15 protein-coding genes are annotated in these 16,737 nt (G+C 56.4%); 4 read left to right on the top strand and 11 right to left on the bottom strand.

Going from position 1 to position 16,737, the window contains the following annotated elements; all coding sequences use genetic code 11:
* Positions 1-13 precede the first annotated feature (13 nt).
* Positions 14-979: a YaaC family protein gene (locus tag PI87_RS20530; protein WP_198139592.1), complete on the bottom strand. Its 966-nt coding sequence runs from the start codon at positions 977-979 to the stop codon at positions 14-16.
* A 267-nt stretch (positions 980-1,246) separates the two neighbouring features.
* On the opposite strand from PI87_RS20530, the gene PI87_RS20525 reads away from it, so the two are divergent.
* Entirely contained in the window at positions 1,247-2,224 is a 978-nt protein-coding gene (locus tag PI87_RS20525) for a 5'-nucleotidase (RefSeq protein ID WP_039599567.1), read from the top strand.
* A gap of 74 nt (positions 2,225-2,298) precedes the next feature.
* Here PI87_RS20525 and PI87_RS28185 read toward each other — a convergent pair whose 3' ends face one another.
* The 4 genes from PI87_RS28185 to PI87_RS20505 form a co-directional block, all read right to left on the bottom strand.
* Entirely contained in the window at positions 2,299-3,651 is a 1,353-nt protein-coding gene (locus PI87_RS28185) for a hypothetical protein (protein WP_052321651.1), read from the bottom strand.
* 97 nt (positions 3,652-3,748) lie between these two features.
* The gene (locus PI87_RS20515; RefSeq protein WP_039599566.1) at positions 3,749-5,137 is read right to left on the bottom strand and encodes a TniQ family protein; all 1,389 of its coding nucleotides are present in this window, start codon (positions 5,135-5,137) and stop codon (positions 3,749-3,751) included.
* Positions 5,134-6,267 carry an AAA family ATPase gene (locus PI87_RS20510; protein ID WP_039599565.1) on the bottom strand — a complete coding sequence of 378 codons (1,134 nt, stop codon included), beginning with the start codon at positions 6,265-6,267 and terminating at the stop codon, positions 5,134-5,136. Before PI87_RS20510 ends, PI87_RS20515 begins: the two co-directional genes overlap by 4 nt.
* Positions 6,264-8,930 (bottom strand): Mu transposase C-terminal domain-containing protein, encoded by a 2,667-nt coding sequence (locus PI87_RS20505; protein ID WP_039599564.1) that lies wholly within the window; start codon positions 8,928-8,930, stop codon positions 6,264-6,266. Before PI87_RS20505 ends, PI87_RS20510 begins: the two co-directional genes overlap by 4 nt.
* A gap of 781 nt (positions 8,931-9,711) precedes the next feature.
* Between PI87_RS20505 and PI87_RS29870 the strand changes: the two genes are divergently transcribed.
* The 3 genes from PI87_RS29870 (at position 9,712) to PI87_RS20495 (ending at position 10,582) form a co-directional block, all read left to right on the top strand.
* Positions 9,712-9,834 (top strand): hypothetical protein, encoded by a 123-nt coding sequence (locus PI87_RS29870; protein WP_269746654.1) that lies wholly within the window; start codon positions 9,712-9,714, stop codon positions 9,832-9,834.
* Positions 9,835-9,927: 93 nt separating this feature from the next.
* On the top strand, positions 9,928-10,200 hold the full coding sequence (locus PI87_RS20500; protein WP_039599563.1) for a hypothetical protein: 273 nt from the start codon (positions 9,928-9,930) through the stop codon (positions 10,198-10,200).
* Between the two features lie 19 nt (positions 10,201-10,219).
* Positions 10,220-10,582, top strand: a complete 363-nt coding sequence (locus PI87_RS20495) for a hypothetical protein (RefSeq protein ID WP_039599562.1) — start codon at positions 10,220-10,222, stop codon at positions 10,580-10,582.
* Between the two features lie 289 nt (positions 10,583-10,871).
* Here PI87_RS20495 and PI87_RS20485 read toward each other — a convergent pair whose 3' ends face one another.
* From PI87_RS20485 to PI87_RS20460, 6 genes are all read right to left on the bottom strand, one after another.
* A complete protein-coding gene (locus PI87_RS20485; RefSeq protein WP_157003185.1) occupies positions 10,872-11,600 on the bottom strand; it encodes a hypothetical protein in 729 nt (242 codons plus the stop codon).
* Positions 11,601-11,673: 73 nt separating this feature from the next.
* Positions 11,674-12,657, bottom strand: a complete 984-nt coding sequence (locus PI87_RS20480; protein WP_039599559.1) for a hypothetical protein — start codon at positions 12,655-12,657, stop codon at positions 11,674-11,676.
* Positions 12,654-12,863, bottom strand: a complete 210-nt coding sequence (locus tag PI87_RS20475; protein ID WP_039599558.1) for a hypothetical protein — start codon at positions 12,861-12,863, stop codon at positions 12,654-12,656. Before PI87_RS20475 ends, PI87_RS20480 begins: the two co-directional genes overlap by 4 nt.
* Positions 12,864-13,047: 184 nt before the next feature.
* Positions 13,048-14,151, bottom strand: coding sequence for a ComEC/Rec2 family competence protein (locus tag PI87_RS20470; protein WP_039599557.1), 1,104 nt, complete (start codon positions 14,149-14,151; stop codon positions 13,048-13,050).
* Positions 14,148-15,614 (bottom strand): hypothetical protein, encoded by a 1,467-nt coding sequence (locus PI87_RS20465; protein ID WP_039599556.1) that lies wholly within the window; start codon positions 15,612-15,614, stop codon positions 14,148-14,150. Before PI87_RS20465 ends, PI87_RS20470 begins: the two co-directional genes overlap by 4 nt.
* Complete coding sequence (locus tag PI87_RS20460; protein ID WP_039599555.1) at positions 15,611-16,732, bottom strand: caspase family protein; 1,122 nt, start codon at positions 16,730-16,732, stop codon at positions 15,611-15,613. Before PI87_RS20460 ends, PI87_RS20465 begins: the two co-directional genes overlap by 4 nt.
* Between the last annotated feature and the right edge of the window lie 5 nt (positions 16,733-16,737).

Below are 16,737 nucleotides of genomic sequence, written 5' to 3'. Positions count from 1 at the left end.
CGTGAGTCCCTCACTAGCTCGCCGGCCTTACGTTTGGCACCATAAACTGCTGACCTGTCAGTTCAGCAGATAGCTCGTCAATGAACTGGGTGGGCGCCATACGAATGAACTCAGTGAGCAGCCAGTTCTTTTGGCCATTTAAGAATGCTGCGAGCTCCATGGGGCGATAGCGACATACCTCGCTCAATCGATGCATAGCCAACAACGTGCAAGTCAGCGGTGAGCGCATCAGACGAGTGGGGCCGGGGACAATGGCTTTCACATACCAAAGCGTTTGCGCGCCGGCAATGTAGTTCAAGTCGGGGCGAAGCTTCTTCCATAGGTCAGCAATCAACGAAATCTGTGCTGAAGTGCGAGCAACGTGGCTCGTCAGCGTTACCTCATCAATTGATCTGATGGATCGACCGTCATTAACTTGTGGATTCTCAATAAGTGAGGCTGGAAGACGTCGAATGTATGAGGGGCCGGAGAAATCTTTGGATAATTTTGCCGAAAAATATGCTGCGTTTAAATTTGAATCGAACTCAAATCGACAGTCTGTTAGAGGTATGAACAGGTCTTTTTGGCTCTTGTAGGTGAGGCAAAACGTTCGATGAATATAAGGCAAGTTAAACAGTAATTCTTCTAGGCTGTGACGGTCGCCTGTTTCTGCCTCTTGAAGATACGCTGACAACGACGGGGCGATACCTCGCTGCATGACTCTGATGCCCTCGTTTGACAGAGTGATCTTCCCCGACGAGGTTCGTATGTTGTGCGCCCTGACTCCGTGGTGCTCGTCGAAGACCACAGACTTAGCCGAAAGTAACGCTTTCGTGGCGTTCATGAAGGTGTAGTACCAAAGCAGCGGCGCCGAGCTAACCGGCATGCCTTCTGCGGCTTGTGCAAATGTTTGGGCTTGCTGCCAGTAAAATAGGGCGGCATTTTTTCGCTCTCGCCGGAGCCAAAGTGAAACGTATTCCCAGTGACTATTTGTCAGCACGGTCCGAGAACCCAGATTGGGTTGAGTCGTAGCTTTATGTGGGCCGGCGTCTCGACCGTTTATACGTAGAGTGGGCATATCGAAATGGCGGTGTCGCTGGCCCAGAGAATGACAGGTGATAAACCTCCGTGAGGAGTGCATCCTCGCGTTAGATGACTTTCCTCATCGCCAGTCTGTTCCAGCGGGATATCATTCGAGAAATATACCCGACTATTCTGACGTCGGTTTGAAGTTGGATCTTATCGTTGCGTTTTGGTGGAGGTATATGTGTCCTACGATCTGACAACTCGACTGGTAATCGGTCTAGCATCCAGTGCTCTATTTGACTTAGACGAGTCCGATCGCATCTTCCGGAGCGAAGGCGAGGAAGCCTATCGCGACTATCAACGAGAGCATCAAAACGTTCTCTTGCGCCCTGGCGTTGCCTTTCCGTTCATTAGGCGGCTACTGTCACTCAACGAGCTGCGTCCAGAGGATCCGCTAGTCGAAGTGATCCTGCTCTCAAGGAATGATCCCGACACGGGCATGCGGGTGATGGAGTCGATCAAGGCGCACCACCTCAACATAAGCCGGGCACTGTTTCTGCAAGGGGGCGCCCCGCAGCGCTACATTGAACCGCTGAGTATCAGTCTGTTCCTATCCGCCAATCAAACCGACGTCAGGCAGGCGATACTTGGAGGCCATCCTGCCGGTCAAGTGCTCGGTGGTGTTCTATCGGCAGACACTGAGTCCGATGAACTGCGCATCGCTTTTGACTTCGATGGTGTCATCGCGGACGACGCAGCGGAGGCGGTTTTCCATGCAGGAGAGCTGGACGCATTTCACCGTCACGAACAGCAGCATATCCACGTGCCGCACAATCCTGGCCCTTTGGCGCCCTTTCTCAAAAAACTCGCTGTGATTCAGGCAATCGAATCGGAGCGCCGGGAAAAGGATGTGTCATATAGACGCAAGTTGAGTGTTTCGATTGTCACCGCGCGAAACGCGCCAGCCCACGAACGGGTTGTCAACACGATGCGTCATTGGGGTATCTCAGTCAACGAAGCGTTTTTTCTGGGCGGCGTGGAGAAGCGGTTGGTATTGGAGGTCTTGCAGCCGCACATATTCTTCGATGATCAGCGCCTGCACCTGGAATCTGCTGCACGGACCTTGCCATGTGTTCATATCCCCTTTGGTATCAGGAACAGTGAGCAAGTTGAGTCTTTGCTGCCGCCTCAAGAAAGTGCGGCCCCATCGGGCGGGTAAGCCTCGGAGTTGCGATCTCATTGGAGGGCTGTGGTCGTTTGCCGCTCCTCACGGTGTATTAACGGGCGAGATAGCTAAGCGCGCACCTCAGCCCGTATGCTCGATTCCTTCCGAGCGGCGAGCCGATTGTAGTAGTCAGGGCGCTTGCTATGTAGCGACTCCCAGAGCGCATCAAACAACGGCATCAGGCAGTCCAGCGATCTTTCTGACTCGCTCCCGACAGAAAGCTCTCTTCTGATCTCAACCTCGTCGGTTCCCGGTGTGTGTTTGCCCGTCAGCTCACCGTCTTCGTCCATTAATGGCAAGACACGGCTACCAATACCGAGGATAGTAGCAACCACCTCGTAAGGCTCATGCATCCCCAAAAGTCGGAGTGTCGCGCGAGCCTGGTCCAAAATGGAAACAAACCGTGCCTCGACGTCGGGAACGATGGGGCGAATCTCATCGTCGATCGGGAAGCGAAGTGCATCGTAGTCAACCAGCCACATCTCTCCGTCGGGATAAATCTGCGTGAAGGCGTCATACGTTGGCTCCTGCTTCACGATCCATCGTCCAGGCAAAATGCGATCAGCGATCCTCCTGGGAAGACTCGGCTTTACAGGCGTGGGCGTGTCGACCACATAGCGACATACGCCGTATTCGTTCCTTGCCAGCTTTGCCAGCGCGTTCTTCCCAAATAGAGGCAGCTCCAGTTGGAGTCGCTCCATTCGCTCGACTAGCTCCCCGACCTTGATGGAAGTTCGTCGTTGCGGGCGAATAGATAGCTGCAGCTTTGGTCCCATCAGGCGCGGGCATTGCTCCTCTTCACCGCTATCCAATCGGATGAGGCGCGTCCGCCAGGCCTTGCTTTGTTCGACATACCTCCAGGCAGCTGGCACGTCGGCAATCGGCGTGTTGACGGCGTGTGCCGATAGTACTAAGCCAATCGCCCGAGTGAGCTCCTTTGCTAACTGTTCCCGAGCCACCTTTCGAGTCGCTTCGTCAGCGTCTTCAGGGCAATGATAAGTAATTGGATGCCGAAGATGCCGCAGGTCGAACGGAAGGTTTGCCTCCATCGATCCGCCGAATGCGGTGTTGAAGATAGGGACGATCCTCCTATGCCCCAAGGATTTAAGCGCCCAGCCGTACTCAACCAAGACATTGGGGTTCGGTGTTGAGCGTCCATCGGTTCGAGTTCCCACAAAGGTGAAGTCGGGAACAAAGACCGCAGCGGCGTCTATTTTTCTAAAGATCGTTGCAGCGACCGGAGGATGTCCTGGCTCATCTTTTGTATCTCGATCGAGAACGAAGTCTTCGCGGTTCGCGTTCTGGAGGTCGGCCTCCTGGCCGATGTTCGTGATGGCTCGCTCTAGGGCTCTTTCCTGCAGATTTCGGCACACCCGCGTTGAACGATCAGCTTGCCAGGAGAAGAAGATAGTTACCGTCATGCACGTCTCGATGTCTCGTCATGCTGCTGTGGAAGTTGACGAAATGTTATCCGACGAGCGTAGCGCCGACCCTACGGTTGTCGGCGCTACGCAGCTGTCATTGACGTTGCGCTATAACTTTCCTCCTTAGCCTCTCTGTGCTCACGAAATCCGAGACCGCACGCCGCAGTGCGGCCCGAACCTCGGGGCACGCAATTGAAATGCGGTGAGCTGCCAGCTCTGCCCTCACGATCTTCCGTGTGATGCGCTGCTTCGACGACAGTAGTCGCATCATGATTTTCCGGCTTTGGGTCACACTCGCGGCCAGCTTGGCTTCAGAGTTGTCCGACTTGAATTTCAGATGGGCTGCAGAAATTCTCGCGCATTCGTCCGGACACCGATAACGCAGGAACGTGTACTTCTCGCCCAGCGTCTTGGCGACATCGGTTAGCGCAAGGTGGTGCGGCCCGTTTCGAGCGATGCCGTCCAGTAGCTTTCTCAGATCATCCAAGCGCCGCTTGCTAACTGGTGGCCGGTGCTTGATTGGCTTCATGGGCGTCCGCTGACTTAGGTCAAGCGTAGTCGTTGGATCGTTCCGAAGCAGCGTTACGGGGCTTACGCCAACCCGCTCGGACAATTCAAGCAGCGACTTGAGCGACAGCAATTTATGTTTGCCCAGCCAACTGTGCAGGGCGCGAGGTCTCACTCCTAAACGACGCTCCGCCTCTACCCTGACGCCCCCAAAGTACCGCTGCACTAGAGTCGTGATGACGGCTACGTGCCGGCCGTGCGCCCCCAATGTCAAAGCTTCGGGCGTTTGCCCAACGACAATGAGCTCTCCTATTGCCTTAGCCCGCGCAATGGCATGTTGAGGAAGCACCGAGGTCTTGCGATTGGCAGGATTCTTTTTGCCCAACCATTCCCCACAATACGAGCAGTAGTCGAGATAGGCATGCCGAGTCACAAAGGGTTGCTGTCGACCGCATACAGTGCAGCAGTCAATCAGAGGGCGCTCGTGAGCCGGGCATACGGCCACCTGCTCGCAGAACCATGCGAGCGGGAAGTACGGTTCATGACCCGCAGCCCGCCACTCCTGAAAACAGGTTGGACACCAGCACGGTCGAGCATGCAGCAACGAGTTACCGTTCGATGCGAGGAGCTCTCGCCACGGCAAGAACGAGCATGATGCGAGGCCAGTCTGACCTGTCAATTGTTCTAGGGCGTCGACAATCTCATGTGCGTACTTACCTAGCCCGTTTGCCGTTTTTGCATGAGTGTTGACGAAGCTGCTGCTCGGCCTGCGCAACTGTATGTCGGTGCGCGGCACGATCTCCCGATTCAGTAGATCCAACGGCTTGACCGTGTGCGCACGTGCAATGCGAACCAGCAGGCTGCTGACGCTCTCCAGCATCTGCGTGCCCGCTCCCATCGGTTTGAGCGTAACAAGACGACTTCGTGCGGGCGGTACCCAATCTTCGTCGAAATCCAAGTTGAGCGAATCAATCATGGCAGCAGCCCTCCGACCGGATCCCTCGACGGATTGCGTGTGCCTGGTCTTCTGCGCCCTCGCTTGGCCGATTCCACTACCGGATATGACCCGGACAGCGTGGGCGCTACATCGAAGCCCATCAGGCTGGCGACCTCTTGGTTGTCTATATCCTCCAGATTTCTCTCACCGAGCTGGTTCTCTTCAGCCATGAGCTTGAGCCGCCTGTTTGGCTCCCGTTTGCGTTCCACTATCTTGGCCGTCACCATCTTGCTGCCTGTCCCGTACGCCTCTTGGAGGCAGCGGCGCAGCCAAGCTTTCAGATGCCCTGTGCACCCCAACGAGTTCATCAGAAAATAGTCAGGACGGCTTTTCAGGCACGCCTCGTATGGGATCGGCATCGCATCGAGCAAACTGGTCACGATGTCGACAAAGCCTTTGCCATACGAGTCCATTCGTTCGAGATCGCGCACGGTATAACGCCCGAAGTGAATCGGCCGAGTGCGACGGGTCAGTTGACCGTTGAACCCGTCGATCTTCAGCAGGTCGTATGCGCCAACTAGCAGGATCAAGATGTTGAACTCATTGGCAAGCGATTTCAGCAGTTCGAACTGCAGCAGGTAGGTATCTTTGTTTTTGGTGATGAAAAGGTGGCTCGCCTCATCGATGATGAGCAGTAACGTGCCTCGGTGCTTGACGCAGTTTTCGACGGCACGTCGAAGCTCTTCGCGTACGAGCTTTGTGGCGTTGGTGATTCGCTCTCCATCGAGCTCCAGGTGCAGCCTGCCCGCGCTTTTTCGACCAACAAGAGGTTCATCGAAGGCTGTTAGCAATCGGATGAAAGTGTCCTTCCAGTTGAATTCGCCTGCGACCGGGGCCGGCAGTCGCAGCGACACCACCGGCACAAAGTTCGGATCAGCGAGCATGCGCTCCAGGTGAAGCTTTTGGTACGCTCGAACGAAAGAGCCCACAACAGTGGACTTGCCAACGCCGCTTGGCCCTGTCATCACGAACACGCATTCATCGGTCGCTGGATGAAGGAGGTTGTTCAGTTCGTCCGTTAGGTCGCGCAGCCTCGGGTGCATGATTTTCTTCGCGTCGTACGCCCGCAGCGCTTCCATTTCCTCAAGGCTTGGGACACGTAGTTTCATTCCAGGTCTCCCAGTGCCTTCGGTTGGTACTCGAGCCACGCCTGCGAGGAATTGGTCGAGGCGGTGTGAGCCACGGAAGGCTCCTCAGACGCATACGAAGAGGATGCGTGTTGCTCTTTGTCATGAAGCCTTCGCCGCGCAAGCGCTTCGTCCGATTCGGCGGATAGAAGGAATGCAGCAACGTCTGCGGCGTCTACATCTCGCTGGCGATTGCCAAACCGCTTTTCCAGTCGTATGAGCACGCTGGCGAGTTCGATTTCGCGGAGAGTGCGCCCCTTGAATACATGGAAGTATTCTGATTGGACCTCCTCCCATTTACCTCTCACACTCACATGTGCAACTCCTGCATTGAACGGGTCGTAGCGCACTGGGACATCTCGGCCGCGCAACGAGAGATCTGCCAGCGCAGGACCTGAGAACCACGTGTAGTTGATCTTCACCCCACGAGGGCCAACTCGGGCTGTTCCCTTTGCAGTGGTAAGCCCCAGTCCGATGATGAAATCGCGCGTATAGAGGCCGCGCATGTGCGCGCGCTCGCCGCCAACCGCGATGCCATGCATAAACTGGTGCCGAGGTGTGCAGTTCAGCGTAGTGTGGTGATGGTTGGGGTAGACAGAGAAAAAATACTCTTCGAGGCGGCATTTCAGCTTCTCGTATGTCCAGATTGCACGGCGCGCAGGGGACACCTCTCGGCTGACCTTTCTGAACTGACGTTCGGCCTCGGTGTTGCCTTGCAGGCCACGCAGGAGAACCTTTTCGGTGGTTCCGAAGAAGCGCTCGATAACAGAGCCCTGGCGAGGTCTGCTCGCCTGGCGGGACTTCTTGTCGACGTAGGCCCCCGCCAGGAGCTTTTCATAGTATTCGGAGCCGAACTCCGGGCCATGATCTGTCACGATGAACTGCGGCAAGCGGCTCTGGCGCCGGACGCAATCACGTATGACCATCATGCATGCTATGCGCGAGGGAGCATCGAAACTCAGGTAGTAGCCAAGCACAGTCCGCGAGTAAGCATCGAGCATCAAGGTGAGCCAAACCGTCTGCACGTGGTGGGTCAGCGTTTCGTCCAATAGCCTGATGGACAGCGGAGTGTGGTCAATGTGCGCTGTATGGAACGGGTGCGTTCCGTGTACTGGGGTCGTATAACTGAGCCGATGGTCTTGGATGGGCTCTAACTCGTACGCGCCACGTGCCCCAAGTCGCTTTCGTTCAACCTCGATCGTACGGACGCGTTTGATTTCGGCTGACACCGTTTTCCTTGAGGGCGGAGTAAGACCTTGCTCGATGCAACGGAGCCGCACAGTGCTATAGATCTGTGCGCTCGTTCGACGCCTGTTGTCGCCATACCGCTCACTGACGTTGGCGCCCAAGATCTCGATAACTTCTTGGTCCAGCTTGCGGGTCTTGTTCCCCTGTCGCTGCTGCCAGTTGGGGACCAGTCCAATCAAACCGTAGCCGTACAGCCACTGCGCGCGCCGGTATTCTGCGAGCCAATAGGCCCGAGTCCGGGGCACGGCGTTAGTGTGGGGGTTGTCTTTTGACGGCATGCCGAAGAGAACCTCGTGCCGCCAAATGGCCCGACGCTGTGCTGCTGGTCCAAATCGGCGGAGGCGTTCGGCGGCCTCGCTTTCCACCGCCCTTGTGCGATCTGCGTTGGGGACGATCTTTCCCTTGGATGCAAGTTTCGAGAGGTGATCGTGTGTGAGTTCGATAAGGCGTGCGGACTTCCCTTCCGCATCTATGCATCGCGCCGCGATACCGTCATCACCTAAGTTGAGGATCTCCCACTCTCGCCCATCCCACTTGAATGTCGTGCCGGGGTGCAGAGACAGCGTCGTTTGGACACGGTTGTTCCAATCTAGCTGCTTAGTCTGCGAGAAAGTCGCGTACGCCCGCGCAGCATCCGCATCGCGGAATATCGTGGCCTCCTCCGTACGTGTCAGACGCTGCGCGGTAAGATCGAAATAGACTGAGCCGGAAACGATGGCTGCATACAAGGTGTCGGCACTGATGCCGGCGGCCAAGATCTCCTGCGTGGTTCGCCACGTGGCGTTTGCGATCAGTTCGGACAGAGCCTCTAGCTCTGACGCCTCCGGCTGTGCAGACCGGACATAGAAATCGCGCAAGAACTGAAGATTCTCGATCAGGGTCCAGTCATTCTCCTGGGATGACCTGACACGGAACGAACACCCCAGTTCGGCGGCAGCGTCTTGCGCTGGTGGGGACGTCCACATCCCGTCGTCGGTCCGCACCCACCGAGACGGTTGCTTGACCGCCAGCTCGAGCAGCGTCTTCTGTAATTTGCACTCGACGAACGTGAACCCCTCCTTCCCAATCAGGAAGAAGTCAGGGGTGGTCATATGGGAAATGGTGCGACCGTTCGTACCTCGGTAGCTCAGCTTCAGCTTGTGAGGGGGCTGGCCATATATTTCATAGACGTCGGGGTCGTGCTCCCATGTGACTAGGGCTGCATATTCGCCTTCGTAACTCTCAGCCTCTACAACGAACCCCATCTTCTTGCTGCAATAGCGGATGGTTTGACTTCGTGAGCCCCCGTCGGCTCGCCTGCCCGGAGGCTCGTGGCGAATTGCCTGGATGCGAAGGCGCCCCGCTTCCGGCACGTTATGTTTGTCGAACAGCGCTTGGATTTCGATGTCGGTCAGCATGACGGCCTCCCAATTCTGAACGCCAGCGCACTGCTGGCATGGGAGGTATCGTTCGAAGTGGCGCTGTGCTGCCCCCTGGGTTGAATGTGCGCCAAGCTTGGCTGCAAATGGCCCATTATGTTTCTCCGGAATGTCGGCCTCCCTGGCGCTCTCAAAATCGAGCTGCCATAAGAATCCGACGGGTAAAGGAGTCCACCGATCGGATCGGAATCCGGCCGGAAACGGACGAGCGGAGACCCCCCGTTGACAAACGGGGGAAAACGGGGGATAAATGAACTGTTTGTTCGAAGAACAGTACATTCCCCAAGACGGCCGTTGCTCTGGCAAGCGCGGCCGTTTTCGTTTTCACGGTGCACAACTGTCGTCTGTCGTGCGCCGTATCTCAATCATTGGCTTTGTATCTTTCCGCTGGTGAGCACCTCCATCGACTGGCTGGTTTTGGGGGCGAAAGACCCCCTTTGGATTTGACGTTCTTAGCCGCTCAATTTACCAAAATTACCATTACAAATCAACGAGTTACGATTATTCGTGCGCGGGGATTTGATTATTTTAATAAAACTGGTTAATTTGAATCACTAGTCGGGGTGATTAAAATTCTTCTGCGTGTTTAGTGATTAAAATTTTTAGGAGTTCCGTGAGCGAATTTCGAGGGCTTGCGGCGTAGGCGTGTAATATCCTTGGCAAAGTGCCAAGCGAGGCAAAATCGAACCTCTCGCGCTGGTGGATCGACAGCCGTAAACCTCACCCAAGAGAATCGAGCGAGAGCGGAAGGAAATGGCGAATGGCAGCATTCCGAGGCCCGGATGACGAAACGTGGAAGAGCATGAGTCCACTGGCGCGCAAGGTGTACTGGGCAGTGGTACTGCTCGTCTCCGGAACCATCTTGGTGGTGTGGCTGATGTAATCGTGCGCACGCCCCGGTCGTGTTTTGGATCTGAGGTTACAAGCGAAGCTACGAGCGGGATCTGATATGAGTGAGGTAAGACCTAAACCGCCCATGACCCTTGACGACGCACTTCAAACTGCACGCGTGCTTTTGAGCCGCGAGGACAAGGTGTTCATGCAGACGCGTTCGGTGGAAGAAGCCGTCATGTCTTTGCACTTGACGCTCGGCTACCAACTGCGGTCTGCGCTATCACTCTGGAGCGATGCAGCCACCCCACTAATACTAGATATGGCGAGGAAATTGCCGGAATGCCCTCCGCTGGATGCTGATTCAGCGTCGAGCGCCTTGATTCGGGCGTTATGGCACGAGTTCAACAATCACTAGACGACCACCGATAGTGCTGATGAAAGAAGCCTCGCTCAGCGTGAACGAACTCGTCGACCGCATCCAGGACCTCCACGGCCAGCCTGTTGAGGTTGTCGGGTTGCTGACGTTCGAGTTCGAGAATACTTCGGTTGACCATTTCCCCAAGGCAGAGCGCCACAAACCTGGCGACGACATAGATCTGCCGCTGTACCAATCGAGTGCTTGGCTCGCCTTTGGATCAGGAAGTATGCGGGCGAATGAGCGCGTGCTTGCTCGATGGCACGGGAAGCGCGTAAGAGTCACGGGGATCGCTTACGGTCCGAGAGGCCCGGGGGGATGCGGGCATTTTGGAGGGTGGGCGTGCGAAATCGAGCCCTATTCGATCGAGCGCGCAGATTGAGGCGCCACTGGATCACATCGCGGACATCCAGTCGCGATCTTCCAGATAGGCAATAAAGTCGTCGACGGCATCCGCGGATAGGTCGAAGCGAGTGCGGTAACCACCCTTCGGATGCACATCGATGATCTCAACGTTCCGCGTTCCTGGGGCCGATACCAAGAGCTGAAATAGCTCGCTGCGTTCGCCCTCCGTATAGACGTTCGCGCTCCGTCGCCTCATCAGCCTATGGTATTGCCTCATTTTTTCTCCCTCGCCCCATGGTTCGCTATGAGTCGGCCACGCACATGCCTCATTCACTTGAGGTGATTGGCGGCCACGACATGCTTCGAAGAATGACCATGTTGCGTGTAAATTCATCAAGGTACTCCTTGATAACGAGACTCTGTTTCCGCTGGGCAGCCATTTTTCGCGTTGCTTCGGCCATTTGTTGGTCTGATGCGCCAATCAACTTCATCGTCGCAAGAGCCTGCTGGGCTGACCTTTCTACAAGAATCGGGCCCACCGACGGCCCCGTTGCGGCGATGAGGTTGTATTCCATGCGCGCTGTAAGCCTTACCGCATTTAGGTGTTCGCCGATCTGATGAACCTGCATAGAAAGCGCGTCTTGATCTGGTTTGGTGAGGTCCTTTAACGCCGCGAAGACTTGCAGCTGGTCCGACAAACATTTCTCAACGTCGGTGTCGAGCGCTTCGGTGTAGAAGTCTTTACTCCCCGGTTTCGATTGATCGGGAGCGGGTGTTAGTAGACCGCTACACGCAGGTCCGACTAACCGCGCGAACTCGGCGGCAATCAATTTTCGGTTTCTGTCGTAGTTTTCTTGTAGCCGCTGCGTAAGCTGCGCCAGTTGTACTTGCTGCTTTGCCACTTGTTCGTCGACGACAGCTTTTTGGTACAGCGGGATCACGGTGTGGAACAAGCCCCATGCGGTGAGTGCAAATAGGCCAACTTGAGCCAGATGACTCAGAAGAGGAACAGCGCGCTCCACTAATGCGAGCACCTGTTCGAAACGAGATTTCATGTTTGTGGGACGGTGTTGTTGACAGAAAAACGGGTGAGACGATGTGGCTCTACGGGGCTATGCAGCGCCCTGTCTAGCACAGCTGAAAATCCGCCAACCAGCGCAAAAGCTCCTGACCCGTTCGCTTTCGGAAGTCCAGAGCGTCAGCTTCGGACAGAGCCCATGACTTCCAGACGATGAACCGGGCATCCGCTCGCTCCTCAGTCGTTAGGCGAGTTTCCAACTCCGCCACCAGCATTCTGAGCCGATCAGCATGTTCTTTTCCGTCTATCGCGGAGTCGAGCAGTTCTTGCCTTTGCTTTACTAGCGCCGCTTGTTCCGCCGCGACCGCCTGCCGCTTTCGCTCCTCCGCCTCTTTTGCTTTCTGAGTCGCCTCCTCCCTGCGCCAGGCCAGATCCCGATATAGCCAGGCAACCCAGTCACGAAGCCGCTGCTCCTGCTCGGATAGCAACATCAGCGTTATCGGCTTGAAGACTGGCATATCAAAGTCCGAGAAGGTGTAGACACCTTCGCCAGGCTTGCTATTTCGGCTGTCGGATTCAAACCGAAGTTGAAATGGTTCGTCAGTGGCCTTGCTACCCTTGAGTGACGATGGTCCATCCTTGCTTGTGAACCCGACTTCGAAAGACTTGTGGTATTGCCCACAAGCGACACCTAGGCGAATGTGTCGTGTACCGCCGGAGCTAGGCTTGAAGCCCAGGTCAGTCCACCACCAGAGCAATCGACTCAAGCCAGCCAGGAGCCGACGTCCCTGCGGGCTGGCGAACTCAGGTTTCGTTCCCCAGCTGTAGGTGACCAAAAGTTGTGCGCGTCGCTCATCTTCCGCCATGAGCTTCTCGACGGCCGGATGCGTGCCGCGAGTCGACTTCGGTAGCGCTACACGATCAATGAGTTCTTCGTAGCGACGCAAAGCCTGCTCGATGCTTTCCTTGAAAGCCGGCAATGGCGGGATAGGGATGTCCAGCGCATTCGGGTCCACTTTAGGGACCAGTCCGATCATATCTTCGCGGTCTTCCGCGATCCGCTCGGCTACGGTATAGGTTAGATCAGGTTTCAATCAGGTTTCACATAGCGCCGCTTGGCGCTTGTCCCGGCTGCGAGGCTGGCCCAATAGCCAGGCATTGGTGCTGGCACATTGAGTTGCCGACACATCTTGCCGATCATTACGTCGGATACACCGAGCTCCTTGGCAAGCTGCGTCCGCGGCTTACTCCAAACGAGGTCGTAGAGTTGTCTTCGTCCAATCGCCAGCGAGTTGCTCATTCGGCCCGATCCAGTATGTCGAGTCTCAACGATAGCAATGGAAGTTGATGCCCACCACCACCGACGAAGATGGCCTTTTTTTAAGTGCCACCGCGCACGCACTGCCGATACTACGAGAGTAGCGCGTGCTGCAGGTCAGCTTGCGCTCGCTGTTGCGCAGCGATATAACAGCACACTCGTGTCTCTATTGGGACACGTCAAGTTCAATTTTGAGAATGCCGCCCGTCTCGGTCGTGTCCACGTCAAGCGTGCCACTATTGTTAGTTGAGAACTCAAGCCACCGCTTGTACGCGGCACCGGGATAGTTGAATAGGACTCTACTGCCGGGGGCACCATCGACGATTCGAGCAATCGCGAGGTCGTCGGGATGATCATGCTTGTTCCCATTCGTTGAGACGATGTAGATTTCCGTCGGGAATGCCTTCAAGAGGTCAACGGTCACGTTTGCTGCGCTTCCGTGATGGGGGAGCTTCAAAGCATCAACACCGCGCGGCAGACCTCCGTCAAGTAGAGAGGCAGTTTCCAGCAGCACATTTGCGTGCGCGTCTGCGGCTAGCAGAAGAGAAGCGCTTCCGAAGCTGAACAAGAAGGCAATAGAACTCCCGTTGGCAACCGATCGATCCTCATCACATGTTGTCTTCAATAGTGCGTCGACGTTGATGGCTGGAATAGCGGGAGCGCCCATGCGCTCGAGGCCAACTGGAGCGGCACTTTTGGTTTCTGTTGCCGCCACCATCTTTTTCGTTTGCTGCAAGCGGTTCGCTGTCCAAGCTTCCCGAAGGGCATATAACGAGGCGACGGTAGGTGAAAGTAACGTGATGCTCGCACCGAGAGGCAGGATGACGGGCTTGTTGGCCCTCGATGTATCCACCACCACGTCTGCGCCGCCAAAGGCGTTATTCCACGGCAGCTTCAGCGACTTATCTGCGAGCATCTCTTCCAGTTCGTCGCCCTTCTTGAACCCCAGTTTCTCGAGCTCATTTCCTTGTTGCTCGACCGCACCATTAAACCAGATGTCCTTGATGCGGGCCCGCAAGCGCTTGTCCTTCAGAAGCCGAATCGCACCCGCGATGTGATCGTCGTCAGTGTGAGTTACGACGAGCAGTTCAACCTGTGCTTCGGGCCAGCCTCCCAACAGCTTCTTGAGCGCTGGCGTGGTCTCGCCAGCAACGCCGCCGTCAATGACCACGACATGCTGTTGTTTGGGGCCGTCTCCATACTCGATGACTAGGCAGTCGCCATGTCCGGCCTGAAGCGCGTGGAGGCGCAGAAACCGGTGTTCATTCATGGAGCGTTGCGACTGACATCAAATACGCAGAAAGGCTGATGTCGGTCGACCCGTACGCTCAGGCTCCGAACGTACTTCGCAGCTGCGTTAAGTCGTCGCCGTTCTGCATGGCCGGCCCCAACAAGGTGATTCAGGATGGCAATGCTGCTCGACAGCATACGCAGGCCGAATCGATACATTGGCGGGCCTCGCCGTACCGATTCAAGTACCGAACCGAGCGCAAGCTCCCAAGCTTGATCGGGCGAATAGCCGGGAATCTGTTCCTTGGCGGATTCGGGGCCCTGCAGGATGAGGTTTGCGAGAAGGATGTGGCCATCGGGCAAGGCAGGAAAGCGCGTCGCCAAGTTGTGGAGCCAATGCCCCCAGTCATCATGCCAGTCGTGGTAGCCCGCATAGGTGAGGACATACCCACCGGCCGCCGCTGCGTACGGGTTCAGGAATTTCTCATACAAGGCGCGCTCCGCTTGAACGAGAAGCGACACGGATGAGGCGAGGTCTCCCGTTTGCATGAACTGCAGAAGCGCTCTGAACTTTGGGTCGTCGACGCCAACTACGACGCGCGGCCCTCGTTGGTTGTTCCTTAATTGGTCGGAGACGTACTGCACGGTCAGCCGAGCGGACTCATCTGCTAGCGTTCGCCACCTTCCCGGAACGCAAGCAACTTGCAGCGGCCTGGGCTCATCTTCTGCTTCGAATGAGAGTGCAAAGTACCTCTCCTGTTGCTCTTCGTCGACGTGCCGCCGACGCTTCGTCGACAGCGGCATTCTCCATTGCGCGTGAAGCTCGTCTCGGGGTCCGTACAGCTTGGTGGGCTTCGCTGCCTGGACTTGACCAACCAGCGAGCTTTCAAAATGCACACGACTATCGAGCACGCTATGCGCAGGCCTGAACGTGCCTGCGGAGCTCTGAAGCTTGGCAATACCACGATTGCCTTGACGTTCACTCACCACCTGACTGGCAAACGGCTCTAGGAAGCTGCTCAGATTTGGCGGCTTCCGCCCAGGCCGCTGTTCGAAGTGATCGAACTTGACCGTTGACCAGCGGCTACGGTCGGAGGGGTCGGAGCGAGCGCGCAAAGAGTCCGGTACAGCTGCGCGTCTAGGGGTAGGGTGGATTTCAGCGACGTACGCGGGAAAGTCGACAAGTTCCTGTCGTCCCGCAACTCTTAGTGTTAGCTTGCCAGTAGTCTGGCCCTGAGACGCCTCAACCTCGATGCGCTCTGCCAAAGTCTCGCCGGTCGGCAAGCGAACATAGAGGATCCCAGGCCCAGCTGGCAGCTCGATGCCTCGCCTTAGCGCCTGCGGCTTGTTCAACTCGAGGACTATGCCCTTAACAGGCTTGGACTTAGGGTGTTCAACTTGTCCGTCTGCTTTCAGCGGTATGAAGTCGGCTACTCCGATGTCGGGTAAGGGCTCTGCTGATTCACGAATCTTGTCGAAGTCGAGGGTGAGTCGAGTGCTCATTGATCGTCTCCGCAGGGTATTGAGATGACCCGATATTGGGGAACGATGTCCTCGATGTGCGAGAACTGCTTGGGGTTCGCGGCATCGCCGGCGAAGAACTCGCGCTTACCGGCCTCCACATTGATGTGCCAAGGCTTTTCGGAAGGATGCGATCGGTACTGTGGGCAGTCGGTTTGAAGCCGGAACTCTGCCAACTTGGCAATTGGCTTGGTGCGAACAGTCACGGGCACCGAAGGGTTTCCAAGAATTGCGTGCAGGTCGAAGTCCACGGACATCTTGCCGAAGGCGACTCGTTGAAGCTTCTGCTCATACTCTCGGCCTACCAGCCAGTCTAGCCCGGTCCGCAGCGAGGCCGTCCCCACGACCCACTCACCGTCTACGTTCTGGTGTGCCCCAGCGCCTTTCATGGACGCAAGTAGCGAAGACATGAAGACCGAGGGCTTGTCATCAATGCCGTAGGCGGTGGTTCCCAGTTCGCTTGCGTACAGTTCTGCCTGGTGGTGGCTGCCTTGGTTGGAGTGCGTTCTCGGCGTTAGCATCTCCGGGATCGACGCGCTTTTGAACCGACTTCGCAACTCTTGAGGAGTGCTGCGACATGCATCGATCAAAAAGAGCTGTCGGGTCGCTTTGGCAGCCATGCATGCATCGGCAAGCGCTGCAGGGTCAAAACTTCCCAAGAACGGGCTCAGATTTTCCTTACCGAAGTCCTGAGCGAGGAGGGCCGTGATGTCGCCGAGCACGACACCGTGCCCGCAGAAATAAAAAAGCGCGACATTGTCGCTGTGCTGATCACAGTCTTCGTACCAACCCGCAACCGCGCTTCTGATGCTCTTGACGTCCGGGGCGCTCCAACCGTGTGTGGCTATCCCTTTGACTGGGCTGTTAGCAAGGACGCGCAGGCTGCATAGCGGCGCGCCTGGAAGATTGAGCCCAACACGTAGCCAATCGGCGAAAGCTTTGACCGAATGGTACGGCGAAGTGAGTTGACCGATGTCTCCTGCGTGATCGAACTTCGTTGTCGACCGGCCGCCCTTGAGATGCGGATAGCGTCCGACACCGATCAGCAATGCATGAACGCCGACCTTCTTACGGTCATCGTCCGGCGTAAGTAGCGTCACGTCCC

Origin of the sequence: Ralstonia sp. A12, from assembly GCF_000801955.1 — a bacterium.
GTDB lineage: Bacteria > Pseudomonadota > Gammaproteobacteria > Burkholderiales > Burkholderiaceae > Ralstonia.
Note: the sequence above shows the minus strand (reverse complement) of the source record. Positions and strands in the feature narration are given on the sequence as shown.

Coding starts and splice junctions, on each gene's coding strand:
- PI87_RS20485 (WP_157003185.1), bottom strand. CDS start 11,600: ATGAAATCTCGTTTCGAACAGGTGCTCGCATTAGTGGAGCGCGCTGTT.
- PI87_RS20510 (WP_039599565.1), bottom strand. CDS start 6,267: ATGAAACTACGTGTCCCAAGCCTTGAGGAAATGGAAGCGCTGCGGGCG.
- PI87_RS20470 (WP_039599557.1), bottom strand. CDS start 14,151: ATGAATGAACACCGGTTTCTGCGCCTCCACGCGCTTCAGGCCGGACAT.
- PI87_RS20505 (WP_039599564.1), bottom strand. CDS start 8,930: ATGCTGACCGACATCGAAATCCAAGCGCTGTTCGACAAACATAACGTG.
- PI87_RS20495 (WP_039599562.1), top strand. CDS start 10,220: ATGAAAGAAGCCTCGCTCAGCGTGAACGAACTCGTCGACCGCATCCAG.
- PI87_RS20475 (WP_039599558.1), bottom strand. CDS start 12,863: ATGAGCAACTCGCTGGCGATTGGACGAAGACAACTCTACGACCTCGTT.
- PI87_RS20465 (WP_039599556.1), bottom strand. CDS start 15,614: ATGAGCACTCGACTCACCCTCGACTTCGACAAGATTCGTGAATCAGCA.
- PI87_RS28185 (WP_052321651.1), bottom strand. CDS start 3,651: ATGACGGTAACTATCTTCTTCTCCTGGCAAGCTGATCGTTCAACGCGG.
- PI87_RS20515 (WP_039599566.1), bottom strand. CDS start 5,137: ATGATTGATTCGCTCAACTTGGATTTCGACGAAGATTGGGTACCGCCC.
- PI87_RS29870 (WP_269746654.1), top strand. CDS start 9,712: ATGGCAGCATTCCGAGGCCCGGATGACGAAACGTGGAAGAGCATGAGT.
- PI87_RS20500 (WP_039599563.1), top strand. CDS start 9,928: ATGACCCTTGACGACGCACTTCAAACTGCACGCGTGCTTTTGAGCCGC.